The sequence below is a fragment of the Psychrilyobacter sp. genome, from assembly GCF_049671765.1.
Lineage (GTDB): Bacteria > Fusobacteriota > Fusobacteriia > Fusobacteriales > Fusobacteriaceae > Psychrilyobacter.
In genome coordinates, this window is sequence record NZ_JBATVM010000066.1 from 1 (window position 1) to 16442 (window position 16442).

16 protein-coding genes and 1 pseudogene are annotated in these 16442 nt (G+C 26.2%); all 17 read left to right on the forward strand.

Annotation, left to right across the window (positions count from 1 at the left end):
• Positions 1-316 precede the first annotated feature (316 nt).
• Entirely contained in the window at positions 317-988 is a 672-nt protein-coding gene (locus WBG30_RS03450; protein WP_424503251.1) for a sugar transferase, read from the forward strand.
• 65 nt (positions 989-1053) lie between these two features.
• Positions 1054-1436, forward strand: a pseudogene (locus WBG30_RS03455) (GxxExxY protein).
• Between the two features lie 195 nt (positions 1437-1631).
• Entirely contained in the window at positions 1632-2528 is an 897-nt protein-coding gene (locus WBG30_RS03460; protein WP_424503252.1) for an NAD-dependent epimerase/dehydratase family protein, read from the forward strand.
• Positions 2525-3787, forward strand: coding sequence for a protoporphyrinogen/coproporphyrinogen oxidase (locus tag WBG30_RS03465; protein ID WP_424503253.1), 1263 nt, complete (start codon positions 2525-2527; stop codon positions 3785-3787). Before WBG30_RS03460 ends, WBG30_RS03465 begins: the two co-directional genes overlap by 4 nt.
• 8 nt (positions 3788-3795) lie before the next feature.
• The gene (locus WBG30_RS03470) at positions 3796-4545 is read left to right on the forward strand and encodes a glycosyltransferase family 2 protein (RefSeq protein WP_424503254.1); all 750 of its coding nucleotides are present in this window, start codon (positions 3796-3798) and stop codon (positions 4543-4545) included.
• A 19-nt stretch (positions 4546-4564) separates the two neighbouring features.
• Positions 4565-6274 (forward strand): hypothetical protein, encoded by a 1710-nt coding sequence (locus WBG30_RS03475; protein ID WP_424503255.1) that lies wholly within the window; start codon positions 4565-4567, stop codon positions 6272-6274.
• A 12-nt stretch (positions 6275-6286) separates the two neighbouring features.
• Complete coding sequence (gene pseB / locus WBG30_RS03480) at positions 6287-7300, forward strand: UDP-N-acetylglucosamine 4,6-dehydratase (inverting) (RefSeq protein WP_424503256.1); 1014 nt, start codon at positions 6287-6289, stop codon at positions 7298-7300.
• Between the two features lie 11 nt (positions 7301-7311).
• The gene (locus WBG30_RS03485; RefSeq protein ID WP_424503257.1) at positions 7312-8157 is read left to right on the forward strand and encodes a cytidylyltransferase domain-containing protein; all 846 of its coding nucleotides are present in this window, start codon (positions 7312-7314) and stop codon (positions 8155-8157) included.
• Positions 8144-9112 carry a UDP-2,4-diacetamido-2,4,6-trideoxy-beta-L-altropyranose hydrolase gene (gene pseG / locus WBG30_RS03490; protein WP_424503258.1) on the forward strand — a complete coding sequence of 323 codons (969 nt, stop codon included), beginning with the start codon at positions 8144-8146 and terminating at the stop codon, positions 9110-9112. Before WBG30_RS03485 ends, pseG begins: the two co-directional genes overlap by 14 nt.
• 215 nt (positions 9113-9327) lie before the next feature.
• Positions 9328-9537 (forward strand): hypothetical protein, encoded by a 210-nt coding sequence (locus tag WBG30_RS03495; protein WP_424503259.1) that lies wholly within the window; start codon positions 9328-9330, stop codon positions 9535-9537.
• Positions 9538-9728: 191 nt separating this feature from the next.
• Positions 9729-10691, forward strand: coding sequence for a DegT/DnrJ/EryC1/StrS family aminotransferase (locus WBG30_RS03500; protein WP_424503260.1), 963 nt, complete (start codon positions 9729-9731; stop codon positions 10689-10691).
• Positions 10688-11839 carry an ATP-grasp domain-containing protein gene (locus tag WBG30_RS03505; RefSeq protein ID WP_424503261.1) on the forward strand — a complete coding sequence of 384 codons (1152 nt, stop codon included), beginning with the start codon at positions 10688-10690 and terminating at the stop codon, positions 11837-11839. Before WBG30_RS03500 ends, WBG30_RS03505 begins: the two co-directional genes overlap by 4 nt.
• 11 nt (positions 11840-11850) lie before the next feature.
• Positions 11851-12864 carry a pseudaminic acid synthase gene (gene pseI, locus WBG30_RS03510; protein WP_424503262.1) on the forward strand — a complete coding sequence of 338 codons (1014 nt, stop codon included), beginning with the start codon at positions 11851-11853 and terminating at the stop codon, positions 12862-12864.
• Between the two features lie 11 nt (positions 12865-12875).
• Complete coding sequence (pseC, locus tag WBG30_RS03515) at positions 12876-14069, forward strand: UDP-4-amino-4,6-dideoxy-N-acetyl-beta-L-altrosamine transaminase (RefSeq protein WP_424503263.1); 1194 nt, start codon at positions 12876-12878, stop codon at positions 14067-14069.
• Entirely contained in the window at positions 14063-15115 is a 1053-nt protein-coding gene (locus WBG30_RS03520) for an EpsG family protein (protein WP_424503264.1), read from the forward strand. Before pseC ends, WBG30_RS03520 begins: the two co-directional genes overlap by 7 nt.
• Before the next feature lies 1 nt (position 15116).
• Positions 15117-16274: a glycosyltransferase family 4 protein gene (locus tag WBG30_RS03525; protein WP_424503265.1), complete on the forward strand. Its 1158-nt coding sequence runs from the start codon at positions 15117-15119 to the stop codon at positions 16272-16274.
• A 73-nt stretch (positions 16275-16347) separates the two neighbouring features.
• On the forward strand, positions 16348-16442 hold a 95-nt coding region (locus tag WBG30_RS03530), incomplete at its 3' end, for a LicD family protein (protein ID WP_424503266.1).

Genomic DNA, 16442 nt, shown 5'->3' on the forward strand with positions numbered 1-16442 from the left:
ATACGGGTTCATTTACTTTTTATCTGAAAAAGAAACGAACCAAAGAAAAGCAAACTTTTTCTAAATGATGTTATAGAGTGAGACCATGGATTCCCGTTTCTTAGTGGGATACCTGACGGGCATAATGGGTACGACGAAACTCGCAAGAGATATTCTGAGAAGTAGGATAACATCTAGAAAAAGAGTTGAAGTCAAAACTAAAGATAGGTTTAAACTAAGAAAAATGAATTTTAGATCTGAGTTAATTAGGTTTTAGATCTGTGTAATCTGTGTCAAAAAATGTTACTTTATGAAAAAATTAAGATAGGAGAAAGTTATGACAAGAATATTTGATTTTGTGGCTAGTCTTGTAGCTATATTAATATTTTGGCCTGTGATGCTGATTGTAGCTGTTGCTATAAAATTAGAATCTAAGGGCCCTATATTATTTAAGCAAAAAAGACTGACTAAAGGTATAAGGGAATTTGATATATATAAGTTTAGAAGTATGAGAACCGATTTTGATAAAGATGGTAGGGGAGTGCAGGTAAAGGGTGGTTCAAATGCTATTACCAAAGTTGGAAAGTTTATTAGGAAAACTAAATTAGATGAATTACCTCAGTTATTTAATGTACTAAATGGAGATATGGCAATAATTGGCCCTAGAGCAGAACTACCTCGGAGACTCTCTAGCTATACTGAATGGGAAAAAGAAATATTTTGTGTGAGAAGCGGTATATCATCTACAGCGAGTATAGTATTTTCAGATGAAGAATATCTTATGGATCAGGTAGAAGATCCAGAGAAGTTTTATATGGAACAGATCAGACCTTATAAGATAAAGTTAAATCATTACTATATAAAAAATAAAAGTTTTTTCTATGATATGTGGCTGATAATAGCTACAGTATTAAAGATATTGAAAAAGATAGAGAATAAGCAAGTGGTGAAAGATGAAAAGTTGTTAGGGGAGCATCAAGAATTGGTAGGAGCTACGAAGAGATACTAATTTGTCGCAAATAAAAGATATCAACGCAAAGTTAAAGAGGACACAAAGATGTGCGGAGGTTATTTATGAAGCTAAATGATTTAAGTAGTAAAGTAATAGGAGCAGCTATAGAGGTACATAAATTTTTAGGAGCTGGATTATTAGAAAAATCTTATGAAGAGTCTCTATGTGTTGAGTTAAAAAAATAGGATTAAAATATGAAAAACAAGTAATGCTTCCAATTAATTATAAGGGTACCCTTATAGAAAATTCATATAGAATTGATATTTTAGTTGAGGATAAAATTATAATAGAATTAAAAGCAATTGAGAAGGTAGAAAAAATTCATAAAGCACAACTGTTAACTTATTTGAGGTTGTCTAAAAAAGAGTTAGGTTTATTAATAAACTTCAATGTAGAAGTATTGGTGAGTGGAATATCTAGAGTGATTAATAGTAAAAACAAATAAATAAAAAAAAGATATCAACGCAGAGTTAAAAGAGTACACGAAGGAACGCAGAGAAAAAACAGGTATTTTATGGTTAAAAACTAGAAAAAACTCTGAGAATCTCAGTGACCTCTAGGTCTCTGTGTTGGAGAAAGTTGAATTTAGTATTTGTAAATTCTAAAAAGTCAGAATTTAGTCTACGTCGAGGAGTTTGTCATGGAGAAAAAGAAAAAAATTATAGTTACGGGAGCCAGTGGGTTTGTAGGTATCAACTTTATTGAAAAATATAGTGACCGGTATGATATTGTACCTATAAGTCTACGAACTACTAAAGTAGAAGATATAGATTTTAAAGATATAGATTGTGTACTTCATCTAGCAGCTTTAGTTCATCAGATGAAAGGTGCACCAGAAGAAAAATATTTTGAAATCAATAGAGACCTGACTGAAAAATTAGCAGTAAGAGCTAAAGAAAATGGTGTAAGGCATTTTGTGTTTTATTCGACAGTAAAGGTCTATGGATATGATGGCGATCTATATAATCATAATTTTGTTTTGGATATTAACTCAGAATGTAAACCCAATGATCCCTATGGGCAAAGTAAATATGAAGCTGAAGAGATTTTAAGGCAGTTAGAAGGAAAAAGCAGTGAAGAGGAACAAGTAACGAGTGATGTGTTTCAAGTGATGTGTATTAGACCACCTATGATCTATGGTGCAGGGGTAAAAGGAAATATGACTAACCTTGTAAAATTAGTAAAGAAATTTCCGATTTTGCCTTTTAACTACAATGAAAATAAGAGGAGTATAGTTTCGATAAATAATTTATTGGAACTGACTAAGAAAGTAATAGACAAAGAAGAAAGAGGAATATATATCCCAACAGATGGAGAAGCAGTATCTATAAAACAGATGGTAGAAGGGATAGGAGAGGGATTAGATAAAAAAGTGATTTTAATTAAATTCCCGGACTTCATCTATAAATTATTGTGTAAGGTAAAACCAAATATAATGGTAAGATTATACGGTAGTTTACAATTTAAAGGAAATAATCAACCTGTAGAGAGTATGAAGGATGGGTTGAGAGGGATGATAGGAGGAGTTAAGGAATGAAAATAAAAAAAATAAAATATTTAATAATAGGTGGAGGGGTAACTGGTCTTTCATTTGCCAGTTATTTAAAATCAGAAGATTATTTAATTCTTGAAAAGGAATCGGAAGTTGGAGGATATTGTAGAACAATTTATAAAAAAGACTTTATATGGGATTATGCAGGACATTTTTTTCACTTTGCAGATAAAGAAATTAAGGAAATGTTTTTAAAAGATATACCTGAAGAAGAGTTGATTTTTAAAGAGAAAAATACTAAAATATTTTTTCATGAAACACTTATAGATTATCCTTTTCAAAAAAATATTCATCAATTAAAAAAAGAAGATTTTATTGAATGTTTGTACTACCTATTTAATAAAGAAGAGAAGGAAAGGTATGAAAATTTTGAAGAGATGTTATATGGAAAATTTGGGAAAGGGATAACCGAATCTTTTTTAAAGCCGTATAACGAAAAGCTATATGCCTGTGAATTAAACAAGCTAGATGTTAATTCTATGGGGCGTTTTTTTCCTTACGCAGATATAAAAGAAGTAATATCGAATATGAAAAATAATAATAATAATAATTCTTCTTATAATAATACTTTTTTATATCCTAAAAAAGGTGCAAAAGTATTTATTGATTCACTATTAACTAAATTAGATAAAAATAATATTAAATTAAATACAGCGGTAAAAGAAATTGATAAAAAAAGAAAAGTTATAAAAACGGAAGTTGAAGAAATTGAATATGAGTATTTGATAAATACATCACCATTTAATAAATTTATAGAAATGGTGGATAAAAGGGATGAAGTATATACTTCAAATAAAGTTTTAGTTTTTAATTTAGGATTTAATAAAAAATCTCTATACGAAGATACACATTGGATATACTATCCAGAAAAAGAATTAAATTTTTATAGAGTTGGATTTTATGACAATATTCTTGATTTTAATAAAGCGAGTCTTTATGTAGAAATCGGATTTAAAGAAGGGGCGATTATTAATGTTGAAGAAGAGTTGAAAAAAACATTAATAAATTTAAAAAAAGTAGGAATAATAGATGAACATGAACTCGAGGAATATTCAACGTTAGTTATGAATCCAGCATATGTTCATGTTTCAAAAGAATCAAACGAAAATTTTGAAATGGTAGAAAAAGAATTAAATAACAGTCAAATATATACTGCTGGAAGATATGGTGCCTGGAAATATTGTTCAATTGAGGATAATGTTATTGAAGCAAGAGATTTAGCTTATAAACTAGATAGAGGTTAGGAGGGAGAATGCAAGAATTAGTATCGATAATTATGCCTATATATAATAGTGAAAAATATATAGAAATAACATTAAAAAGTATTAGAGATCAAACATATAAAAATTGGGAATTACTGGCAACAAATGACGGTTCAAAAGATAATAGTGAGGAAATATTAAAAGAATACTCTGAAAAAGATTCAAGAATAAAATATTTTAATCAAAAAAATGGTGGCTCTGCGAAAGCTAGAAATAATTCGCTAAAAAAAGCTATAGGTAGGTTTATAGTTTATTTAGATAGTGATGATATTTGGGATCAAGATTTTTTAGAAAAACAAATCAAATTTCTTCAAGATAAAAAAGTAAATATTGTATCAGGATCATATAGACGAATTAATGAAAAAGGAGAAGAAATATTAACTCCATTCATTGTCCCAAAAGAAACCAACTATAATAAATTATTAAAGAGCTGTACAATGACATGTCTAACTACTATATATGACACACAAAAAATAAAAAAAGTTTATTTCAATGAAGCTTTAGGAAGTTATCGTGATGATTATGTAATGTGGTTAAAATTATTAAAAAGTGGAAATAAAGTTTATGGAAATTCAGAGGTGTTAGCTTCGTACAGAGTATTTAAAGGATCAGTTACAGGCAATAAATTAAAAATTATTAAACCACATTTTAATGTGTATTACAAAGAAGAAAAAATCGGCATATTAAAAAGTATATATTATTTTCTTTACTGGATTTATTTAAGTTTAAAAAAATATTAGAAGAAGGTTTGGTGAAAAAATGCAATGTTTAGTACTTTTAAATTCAGAAAAAGAAATGAAATATTTAAAAAAAATAAAAGGGGATATTGTTATTCTTACAACATCTAGAATAGTTGCAAAGCAAATTAAAAATTCTATTTATATAGATGTATTTTCGAATGAATATGAAGAAAATTTGATAAGTGAAACTCTTATTTTTTTTGAAAAATTACAAAAATATTTTTCAAAAGAAGAATATGAAACTTATATTTATCCAAATATAAATATGTTTTATATGAAAATTATAAAACCAATATTTAATGTTATTGAAAAAATGAAAGAAATAATTGAATTTAAAGAAATAGAAAAAATATTTTTACTAGGTGGTAATCCTAAAAAAGAGCATATTTTTTTTAATTTTGGTGAAGGTGAGACAATTAAAAGTAAATTTTATGAAAGAAGTTATTTTTTAAATTATTATATTGCAATGTATTTTAAACATCAAGAAGTTATTTTTTTAAAGACATCTCATACGAATTCAATAAAATTTATAGAAAGGGATATTTTGAAATTAATTCGTATTCTTATGATAATATCGAAAAAAAAATATAGGAAATTAAAAAAAATTAAAAAAGAAAAAAAAGTGGTTTTTCATTTAAGAACATCAACTCAACAAGATACGTTAAAAAATTTGATATTAGAAGCAAAAAAAAGGCAATTAAAAGTATATGAATTAATAGATAAAAATACTATAAGTAAACCATTTAATGCTTTGACATCGAAAATTGAAATTTTAGAATTTGTTAGTTTTAAAGAAATAATACTTGCTATTATAAAAACTTTAAGGACTCCAAAACAAAATAAAAATATTCAAATAAAGGGAATTGAATTTAGTATTGAAGAAATAAGAAAAGAATTATCTATTTATTATTTTGAAAATCTTTTGAAAAAAATGAGTTATAAAAACATTTTTTCAAAGAGTGATATTTTAGTTAACACCGAAGTAATAAACCAAAGAGCCGCATGTGATGTTTTGTTCACAATAGAAAAAAATGTGAAAGTTTATACAATACAACATGTTTTGTTTGGATTTTATAATTTACCAAAATATGATTGGTCACGCGAAATATTCTGTTGGGATATTTCTACATCAAAAGAACTAAATAAATTGAATAGTGTTGATACTTTTTCTTATCTAGGACCTACAATGTATGATAATTATTATAATAGTTATAAGCAAGCCAATAAAAAATTAAAATATTGTATTTTTACCCAACCAGATTCATTTTCAAAAGATTATAAAGTTATTTTAAGGGAAATTAATAAATTAAAAACAGATAAGATTGAATTCTTTTTAAAATTACATCCACGAGATACTATAAAGAACTATAGAGAAAACATGTCTAATATAACTCTTATAGAAGGAACAATTGATGAAATTTTAACAAAAATTGATTTAACAATATCGATTCATTCTAGCGTTTTAAATCAAAGTATAATAGTAGGAGTTCCAACATTAACTCTTCATGGATCAATAGATGACTATATGAAAAGCGTGAAAGAAGCAGAGTTTTTAAAATATTGTTATTTTTTAAATTTTAATTTTGATATGAAAAAAATTCTTGATTCTAATTTTATTTTCCATAAAAGTCAAGAATTAAGAAAAAAATATTTAGAAAAAAATATACCAGGTTATACTGGTAATGCAACTCAAAAAATAGCTAATAAAATCTATAATATACAGAAGTAAAGGAGGAAATAAATGTTAAATAATTCAACAATATTAATCACAGGTGGAACAGGGTCTTTTGGAAAGGCTTTTACAGAGAGAGTTCTAAATAACTACGAACCTAAGAAGATAATAATTTTATCAAGAGATGAATTTAAACAAGATTTAATGAAAAAAACTTTCATAGCTAAATTAGGAGAAGAAAAAGCTTCTAAAATTAGATATTTCATAGGAGATATTAGAGATAAAGAAAGATTGCAAAGAGCATTTCATGGAGTAGACTATGTAGTACATGCTGCTGCAATGAAGCAAGTACCTGCATGTGAATATAATCCAATGGAGGCTATCAAAACCAATATAAATGGAGCTCAAAATATCATAGATGCCGCATTAGATAGAGGGGTAAAAAAAGTAGTAGCTCTGTCGACTGATAAAGCTGTAAATCCGATTAATCTATATGGAGGAACAAAGTTAGTTTCTGACAAACTATTTATTGCAGCCAATGCATATACAGGAGATTTTGGAACAATATTTTCAGCTGTAAGATATGGAAATGTATCTGGAAGTAGAGGATCAATATTACCATTTTTCAAACAACTATTAGCTCAAGGGAAAACAGAATTACCTATAACGGATGAGAGAATGACTAGATTTTGGATGACTTTAGAAGAGGCAGTAGACTTAGTATTCTTAGCACTAGAAGAGTCAAAAGGTGGAGAAACATTTGTATTTAAAAATCCATCATATAAAGTAACTGATATAGCAGAGGCTATTAATCCAAATGGAACTATGAAAATAGTAGGAATTAGAGAGGGAGAAAAATTAGATGAATGTATGATTACAAGTGATGATTCTAGAGGTACTTATGAATACGGAAATTACTATATTATTTATCCTAATTTTGAGTGGTGGAATATAAAAGATTACTTTAAAGAAGGTGGAAAGTTAATAGAAGAAAACTGGGAATATAACTCAGGCACAAATAAAAAATGGTTAAATGTCATAGAATTAAGAGAAATGATAAATAAGTTAGATATTGAATTTTAATAGGAGGAAGAATGAAGAATATAGTTTGTATAATACAAGCAAGAACTACTTCTTCTAGACTTCCTAATAAAGTACTTTTGCCACTTCCTTTTGGAGGCGGTAAAACTGTATTAGAGAATGTATTAGATAGAGTGAAAAAATCTAAATATATCAATAAAATTGTTATAGCAACTACAAATAATGAAACAGATAATCTAATTGAAAATAAAGCAAAAGAACATGGCGTAGAAGTCTTTAGAGGGTCTGAAGATAATGTACTTTCAAGATATTATGGTGCTGCTAAATTAGTAAGTGCAGATAAAATAGTAAGAATAACAAGTGATTGTCCGTGTATAGATCCTAAAATATTAGATAATTTGATAAAAAAGCACTTAGAAGAAAAAAATGATTATACATCAAATGGACTAAAAAGAAGTTATCCCCATGGATTGGATTGCGAAATTTTTAATATGGAAGTTTTAGAAGAAGCTAATAAAAAAGCAAAAGAAAAAATTGAATTAGAGCATGTAACACCATATATCTATAAAACTAATCCAAATAAATTTAAAATAGGTCACTTAGTAAATAAAGAAGACTATCATGACATAAGAATAACTCTTGATACAAAAGAAGATTATAATTTATTATGCAGTGTCTTTGATTATTTATATGAAAAAGATAATTATTTTGATATGAATAAAATAGTTGTATTATTTCAAAAAAAACCATGGATAAAAGCTTTAAATTCAAATGTTGAACAGAAAATAGTATGTAACTCACTGAAAGAAGAGCTATTAGAAGCTATTAAACTTATTAAAAAACAAGATTTAAATAGAGCTGGAATTTTTTTAGAGGAGAAGTTAAATGAAGAAAAATAAAGTATTTATTTTAACTGAAGGTGGAGAAGGAATAGGATTTGGGCATATAACAAGATGTTCAGCACTGTATGAAGAAATAGAAAAATATAATTTAGAAGTTGAATTTTTAGTATTTGGAAAAGGAATTGAAGGGATATTAGAAGGTAAAAGCTATAAAAATGTAGACTGGAAAGATATAAATTATTTATCTAAAAAAATATCTAAGGAAGATTATATAATAATTGATTCTTATTTAACAGAATTAGAAGTCTATAATTGGTTATCTGAAAATACAAAAAAAATGTTAATTATAGATGATAATATGAGATTAGATTATCCTAAAAGTATTGTTGTAAATCCATCATTATACGGATCAGAATTAGAGTATCCCAAAAATAAAAATATAGAATATTTATTAGGAAAAGATTACATGATTTTAAGAAAAGAATTTAATGAAGTTTCAAAGCATAAAAGAAAAGAAAAAATAGAAAAAATATTAATAACAGTAGGGGGAACCGATTTAAATAATCTAACTCCTAAACTTTTAAAATATTTAAAAGAGATAGATGAAAATTTTGAAATCAATGTCATAATAAGTAAAAACTTCCATAATTTAGATGAAATAAAAAATACTATGACAGCTAAAACAAAATTAATATATAATCTTTGTGCAAAAGAAATGAAAAAAATAATGGAAAGTTCAGATTTTGCAATTACAGCGTGTGGGCAGACAATACAAGAATTACTTATTTTAAGAGTGCCATTTTTAGGAGTAGTTACAGCAACTAATCAAAAAAAAAATGCTAGAATACTTAAAAAATTTGATATGTATATAATTGAAGATTTAAATGTTGAGTTTTTAAAAGAAATAAAACAATCATTAAAAGATAAGAAAGATCTAAAAAAAATAATAGACGGAAGCGGAAAAAATAAAATAGTAGCGGAATTATTGGAGGAAAAAATATGTAATTTATAAATATTAACGAAGTAAATGATGCACTAAAAATGGAAGTACGTGAGTGGAGAAATAATGACGTATAAAAGAAAAGAGAAAAGTCAATACTTACTTGGAAGTTCGTATATAATATTGAGAAAAGAGTTTTCAGGTATTGTAAATCCAAAAGAAAGAAAATAGAATCTGTTTTAATAACAGTAGGAGGAACTGATTTAACAAATGCAGTGCCTAAAATTTTGAACAAGTTAAAAAAATATAATAAATATTTAAAGATTGAGATAATGGTAAGTAAAAATTTTGATAATTTAGATGAAATAGAAAAAGTTTCGACAACTAAAACGAAACTAATTTCAAAATTAACTGCTCAAGAAGTGAAGACGAAAATGGAAAAAATAGATTTAGTTATTTCAGCTTGTGGACAGACCATTCATGAATTATTTTTTTAAAAAACACCATTTATTCCGATATTAACAGCAGATAATCAAAAAAATACTGCTAATGCGCTAAATAGATTAAGGTATAAAGTGATAGAAACTATAGAAAATCTTGAAATAACTTTGAGTTTTAATAACTTAAAAATTATTGATGGAAAAGGAACTGAAAGAATAATTTTAGAATTATTAAAATAGGAGAACTTATGGATAGAAAAATTATTTTTAAAAACAGAGCAAGTTCAGTTATTTTTGAGTTTATAAGATCGATAAAGAAAAAAGGTGTTTTATTATTACCTGCAAATATTTGTCCAATTGTCCCATTGACTTTTATGAAAGCAAAAATAGAATTTGAATTTATTGATATAGAATTAGATACATTTTGCTGTGATTTTAAAGAGGTAGAAGAAAAAATAAGAAAAAATAAAAATATAATAGGGTTATTATTTGTGAATGCTTATGGTATAGAAAAAGATTTTAGTAATAATTTTAAAAAATTGAGGGATCTAAATAAAGAATTAATTATTATTCACGATAAGTGTTTATCATACCCAGATTTTTCACATCAAGATAGTTTGGCAGATTTAACAGTTTATAGCACGGGTCAAGCAAAAGTTGTTAATATAGGATATGGTGGTTTTGGTATTTTGCATAATACTAATTTCGAGCTTAAAAATATAGATTTTAGTTATAATGAACAAGATTATATAAAAATATATAAAGCTTATAAAAAAACATTGATAACTAATAAAAAATTTAATTATATTGAAAATGAATGGCTAGATTTAAGAGAGCCATTGCTAAATTTTAGTGAATACCAAAAAATAGTTTCGGAGAAAATAAATGAAATTAAATTAAAAAAAAATCAATTAAATGATTTATATGAAAAAGGAATAGATAAAAAGTTCAAAACTTTTTATCCTCAAAACAATTGGAGATATATTATATTATTAGACAATAGTGATGCAGTAATAAAAAAGATATTTGAACAGAAGCTGTTTGCGAGCCAACATTATAAATCGTTAGTTGATTTGTTTGGAAATGGGAATGGTAAGAATGCAAAAAAATTAGAAAAAGAAGTTATAAATTTATTTAACGATTTTTGTTTTGATGAATTAAAGGTAAGAAAGATTATTAAACTTATAAATGAGCATGGGAGAAAAAAATGAAAAAAATTATAATACTCGGTGCTAATGAGCTTCAAGATAGACTAGTTGAAAAAGCAAATAATTTAGGATATGAAACTCATGTATTTGCTTTTGTTGAAGGAGCAGTTGCAAAAAAAAGAGCCAATTTTTTTTATCCAATTAGTATAATTGAAAAAGAAGAAATATTAAAAATAGCGAAGGAGTTGAAAATAGATGCTGTTTGTACAGTTGCAACAGATATAGGGATGCCAACAGTAAATTACATAGCTAAAGAACTTGATTTAGTAGGAAATTCTTTAGAAGCGACAGAACGAACTACAAATAAATTAAAAATGAGGGATAGGTTATCAGAAAAAGGATTGCCTTGTCCTTGGTATAAAGTAATTAAAGAAAAAGAAGATTTAGATATAAAAGAACTTAACTTTCCTATGATAGTGAAACCAATTGATAGATCTGGAAGTAGAGGGATAAACAAAGTAGAAAAAGAAGAAGAATTAGAAGCTGCAATAAAAAATTCTAAACAAGTTTCTTTTCTAGATGATGTTTTAATAGAAGAGTATATTGAGGGAAAAGAATATAGTATAGAAACTATTTCTCAAAATGGAAAACATCAAATCTTACAAATCACCGAAAAATTTACAACTGGTTCTCCTAATTTTATAGAATTGGGACATCTACAACCAGCAAGAATATCTAATGAAAGTAAAACTAAGGTAATTGAAATAATAATAGCTTCCTTAGAAGCACTTGGAATAGTTAATGGAGCTTCTCATTCAGAAGTAAAAATTAATGATGGAAAAATTAAAATTATTGAAATAGCAGGAAGAATGGGAGGAGATTTTATAGGACAAGATATGGTGAAATTATCAACAGGAATAGATTTTTTAAAGCTAACTTTAGATGTGGCATTAGGAAATAAACTTGAAAAAAATATTAAACCTAGTTTAGATGATAATTCTGTTGTTAAATTTATTTTTGATGAAATTGATTTAATGAATTTTAGAAGAGTAGAAAAAAAATATCCAGAAACAGTTGTACGATCAAATATTAATTCTAAATTTAATGAAGTTATTAAAGATAGTACAACAAGAAATGGTTATTATATTCTAAAAATAAAAGATAAAAATAAGTTAGAGGGTATATTAAGAATAATAAATTTAAATGACTAAGAGGAGAGATGATGAGTAATACATTTATTATTGGAGAAATTTCAGCAAATCATGGTAATGATGTTGAAATTGTAAAAAAAACAATGAAAAAATTACAAGAATTAGGTGCTGACGCAGTAAAAATTCAAACATACACTGCTGATACTATAACTATTGATTGTAACAAGGAATTATTTAAAGTTAAAGGGACATCACTTTGGGATGGAATGAATTTATATGATCTATATAAAGAAGCTTCTACTCCTTGGGAGTGGCATAAAGAATTATTTGAATATGCAAAAGAAATTGGAATAACTTTATTCTCTACACCTTTTGATAAAACAGCAGTTGATTTATTAGAAGAATGTGGGAATCCAATATATAAGGTAGCTTCTTTTGAAATAATGGATATCCCACTAATAGAGTATATGGCTTCTAAAGGAAAGCCTATGATTATGTCAACAGGAGTTGCAACTTTAGAAGAAATATATGAAGCAGTAGAAGCATGTAAAAAAATGGGAAATAATGACATAACATTATTAAAGTGTACATCTCAATACCCTGCAAAATTAGAAGATGCAAATCTAAGAACTATGGTAGATATGAAAGATAAATTTGGTGTAAAGGTAGGGCTATCTGATCATACAATGGGAAGTGCTGTTCCAGTTGCTGCTACTACTCTTGGGGCTGAAGTGATTGAAAAGCATTTTATATTAGACAGAGAAATAGGTGGACCTGATGCTAGTTTTTCTATGACACCAGAAGAATTCAAAGAAATGGTGGATAGAGTTAGAGAAGTTGAAAAAACTTTAGGGGTAGTAGATTATTCTTTGACTGAATCAAAGATTAAAAGTAGGAAATTCTCTAGATCTTTATTTGTAGTAAAAGATATAAAAAAAGGTGAAATTTTAACAGAAAAAAATGTTAGAAGTATCAGACCAGGAGATGGAATGTCTCCTAAATACTATAAAGAAATACTAGGGGAAAAAGCCAAATTAGATATAGAATTTGGAACTCCATTACAGTGGGAATTAATAGAAAAATAAGGAGTGTATAGATGAAGCCAATATCATATGGAAGACAATTTATAGATAAAAAAGATATAGAAGCGGTTTTAGAAACATTGCAATCTGATTATATGACTCAAGGGCCAAAGGTTCAAGAGTTTGAAGAGAGAGTAGCAAAGTATCACAATTGTAAATATGCAGTAGCGGTATCAAATGGAACTGCTGCACTTCATGCAGCATATTATGCAGTAGGACTAGAAAAAGGTGATGAGTTTATAACTTCTCCTATTACTTTTGCTGCTTCTGCTAATGGGGCTTTATATTTAGAGGGAATTCCTAAATTTGTAGATATAGATAAAGATAACTATAATCTTGATATTAAAAAATTGGAAGAAGCTATAACAGATAAAACAAAAGTTGTAACTCCTGTATCATTTGCAGGCTATCCTGTAGATCTAAAAAAAATTAGAGAGATAGCGGATAAGTATAATTTAAAAATTATCCATGATGCAGCTCACGCGATAGGATCAAAAAGAGATGGGAATTCAATAGTTGATTATGCAGACGCTACAATATTATCGTTTCATCCAGTAAAACATGTGGCAACTGGAGAAGGTGGAATGGTACTAACTAATGATGTAGAAGTTTACAAGAAACTTTTATTATTTAGAACACATGGAATAACTAAGAATCAGGATGACTTAATAGAAAATCACGGACCTTGGTACTATGAGATGCAAGAATTAGGATATAATTATAGAATTACAGATATGCAATGTGCTCTTGGAATCACTCAAATGGAAAAACTAAACAAATCTATCTTCAATAGAAATAAAATAGCAAAATTTTATGAAGAGCAATTTAAAGATTTAAAATGGTTAGAGTTACCAACAAATTATTTTACTAAAGAATGGATTGAAGAGGAAAAATATAAAAATTTAGAAGGGAAACCAAAGAATTTAAATTCATACCATTTATTTCCTGTAAAAGTAAAAGATAAAAATATTAGGTTAGAATTTTTTAACTATTTAAGAAAAAACAATATATATGTTCAAGTACACTATATTCCAGTTCATACAATGCCTTATTATAAAAAACAATTTGGTTATAAATGGGGAGACTTTCCAGTAGCGGAAGACTTTTATAAAAGGGAAGTAAGTTTACCAATGTTTCCAACTTTGAGCGAGGAAGAGTTGGAGTATATAGTAAAAATAGTGAAGGAGTTTAGGAATAAAAAATGCTAGTATATATTTATTTATATGTACTAGGAATAACTCAAGTATTAATAAGAAAACAATATATAGGGAAATTATTAAGGTTACTATTATCTCTTTCATTGATTGTAGTAACCGTCTATAGAAATGATTTAGGAGCAGATTATAATTCATATAAAAATTATTTTAATGCAATAGATTCAAGTATGGAAATAGGATATAAATTAATAAACTTATTTTGGTTCCATATAACCGGAAATTATAAATTTGTATTATTGACGACTGTATTGATTAATTTGTTCAATATACATAAAGGAAGTAAAATATTTAAAATAGACTTTAATATTGTTTTATTTTCTTATCTATGTTTGTTTTATTTTAGTCATAATTTTAACATAATAAGACATGGTTTGATGAGTAGTTTTTTATTTGTAGCTTATGCTTTTTGGTGTAATAATGAAAATAGAAAAGCTTATATATATATATTGATTGGGAGTTTATTTCATAGAAGTGTATTTTTTATATTCATTATACTCCCTTTGACTAAGATAAAAAAATATAGAATTCAATTGCTAATTCTAGCATTATTAATAACTAAATTAAAAATACTAGAATTATTATTATTATTTATTTATAAATATTCGCCATTTCCCGATATAAATCATAAAATTTATTATTATTTATTTATTTATCCGCCTTCAATTATCGGTTATACAAAGGGATTTTATTTGAAATTAATCATAGCTTTAATTATATTACTAGGTAAGTTCAAACTTAGGAAAACTAAAATATTTGGAATATATTTTCTGTCATTATTATTATTTATTTTATTAAATAATCAAGGAGTATTCCATGAAAGGATTGTTAATATGTTATATGTAGTAGACTTAGTATTTATTCTATTATTTTTAGATGAATTTTTTGAAAAATATAAAAATAAAAGATTATTAATAATTATGAGTTTAATAGGTTATTTATCTCTTTACTTTTTTAGAATTATTTTAAGTAAAGATGCAGATGGTATTTATAATATGATACCATATATTTTTAAGTTTAGTTTAAAGGAGGGCAGTTAAAGTGAAGATAGGAATATTGTTTGTTGGAAATCCAAATGCTAAAAATGGAGCATCAAAAGTTGTAAAAGAAATATATGAAAATTTTATTATTAATTCTAAAATTAAAGTGGTGAACTTGTATAGCTCAAATATAGGAAGTATAACTACTCATCGAAAAAATAAAAATCTTAAAAGAAATTTTGAGATAAAAAAGCTTTTAGAAAAAAACTATCTTTTTAATATTATATCTATTTATCTTCAGTATTTTAGGAACGGAAGAAAAGCGGTAAAAAATTATTTATTAAATTCAAAGAAGGATGAAGATGTCTTACTTTTTCATGATATATTCTCAATTTTTTACTATTATAAATTTGTAAAAAAAGCGAAAAAATCTGTGTTAGTAATTCATTCTAATGGAGATACTTGGAAAATGTTGTTAACTTATTTTCCAAAGGTAAAAAACACACTTTTTGAAAAATATTTAAGAAAAATAGAAAAACAAATACTATTAAGAGTGGAGAAGATTATATTTGTATCTGATGCTTCAAAAAGTTTATTTTTAAAACTTTACCCTTTTATAGATCCACAGAAAGTGAAAGTTATTCATAATGGAATAGAAGATAAAAGCAATTATAAAATAGTAAAGAATAAAGAAAATTACAATTTGATTTGTGTTGCTACAATTAATGAAAGAAAAGGACAAGATATAATAGTTTCAGCTTATGAAAATCTAGAAGAAAGTTTGAAGTCAAGACTTACTATAACATTTGCGGGAGATGGACCAGGAAGAGAAAAGTTAGAAAACGCAGTAAGAAAGAAAGAATTAAAAAAAATAACTTTTTTAGGAAGTATAGATAATGTAGGAGAACAATTGAGAAAAAATGATATATATATATTAATGAGTTATGATGAAGGTTTACCAATTGCAATAATAGAAGCTCTAAGAGAGGGGTTACCTATTATTTCAACTAATGTAGGTGGAATTCCTGAGCTAGTTAAAGATCGTTGTAATGGTTTTTTATTATCGCCCAACAAAAATGAGTTGAAAGTATTGTTTAAAGATATTTTATCAGGTAAATTTAATATAGAAGAATTATCTGAAAATTCAAGAAAATTATTTGAAAAAAAATATATAACAGAAAAAATGATTGAAAGATATATTTATGAATTAAATGGATAAAAATAATAATAAATGGAGTGTTAAAATGGATAAAAATATTCAACTTAAAGAAGCTCAAAAAAGAATGTTAAAAATGCTTCTAGTTGTAGATGAAATATGTAAAAAAAATAATATTAAATATTGGATTTCATATGGAACTTTTTTAGGAGCAGTTCGACACAGTGGTTT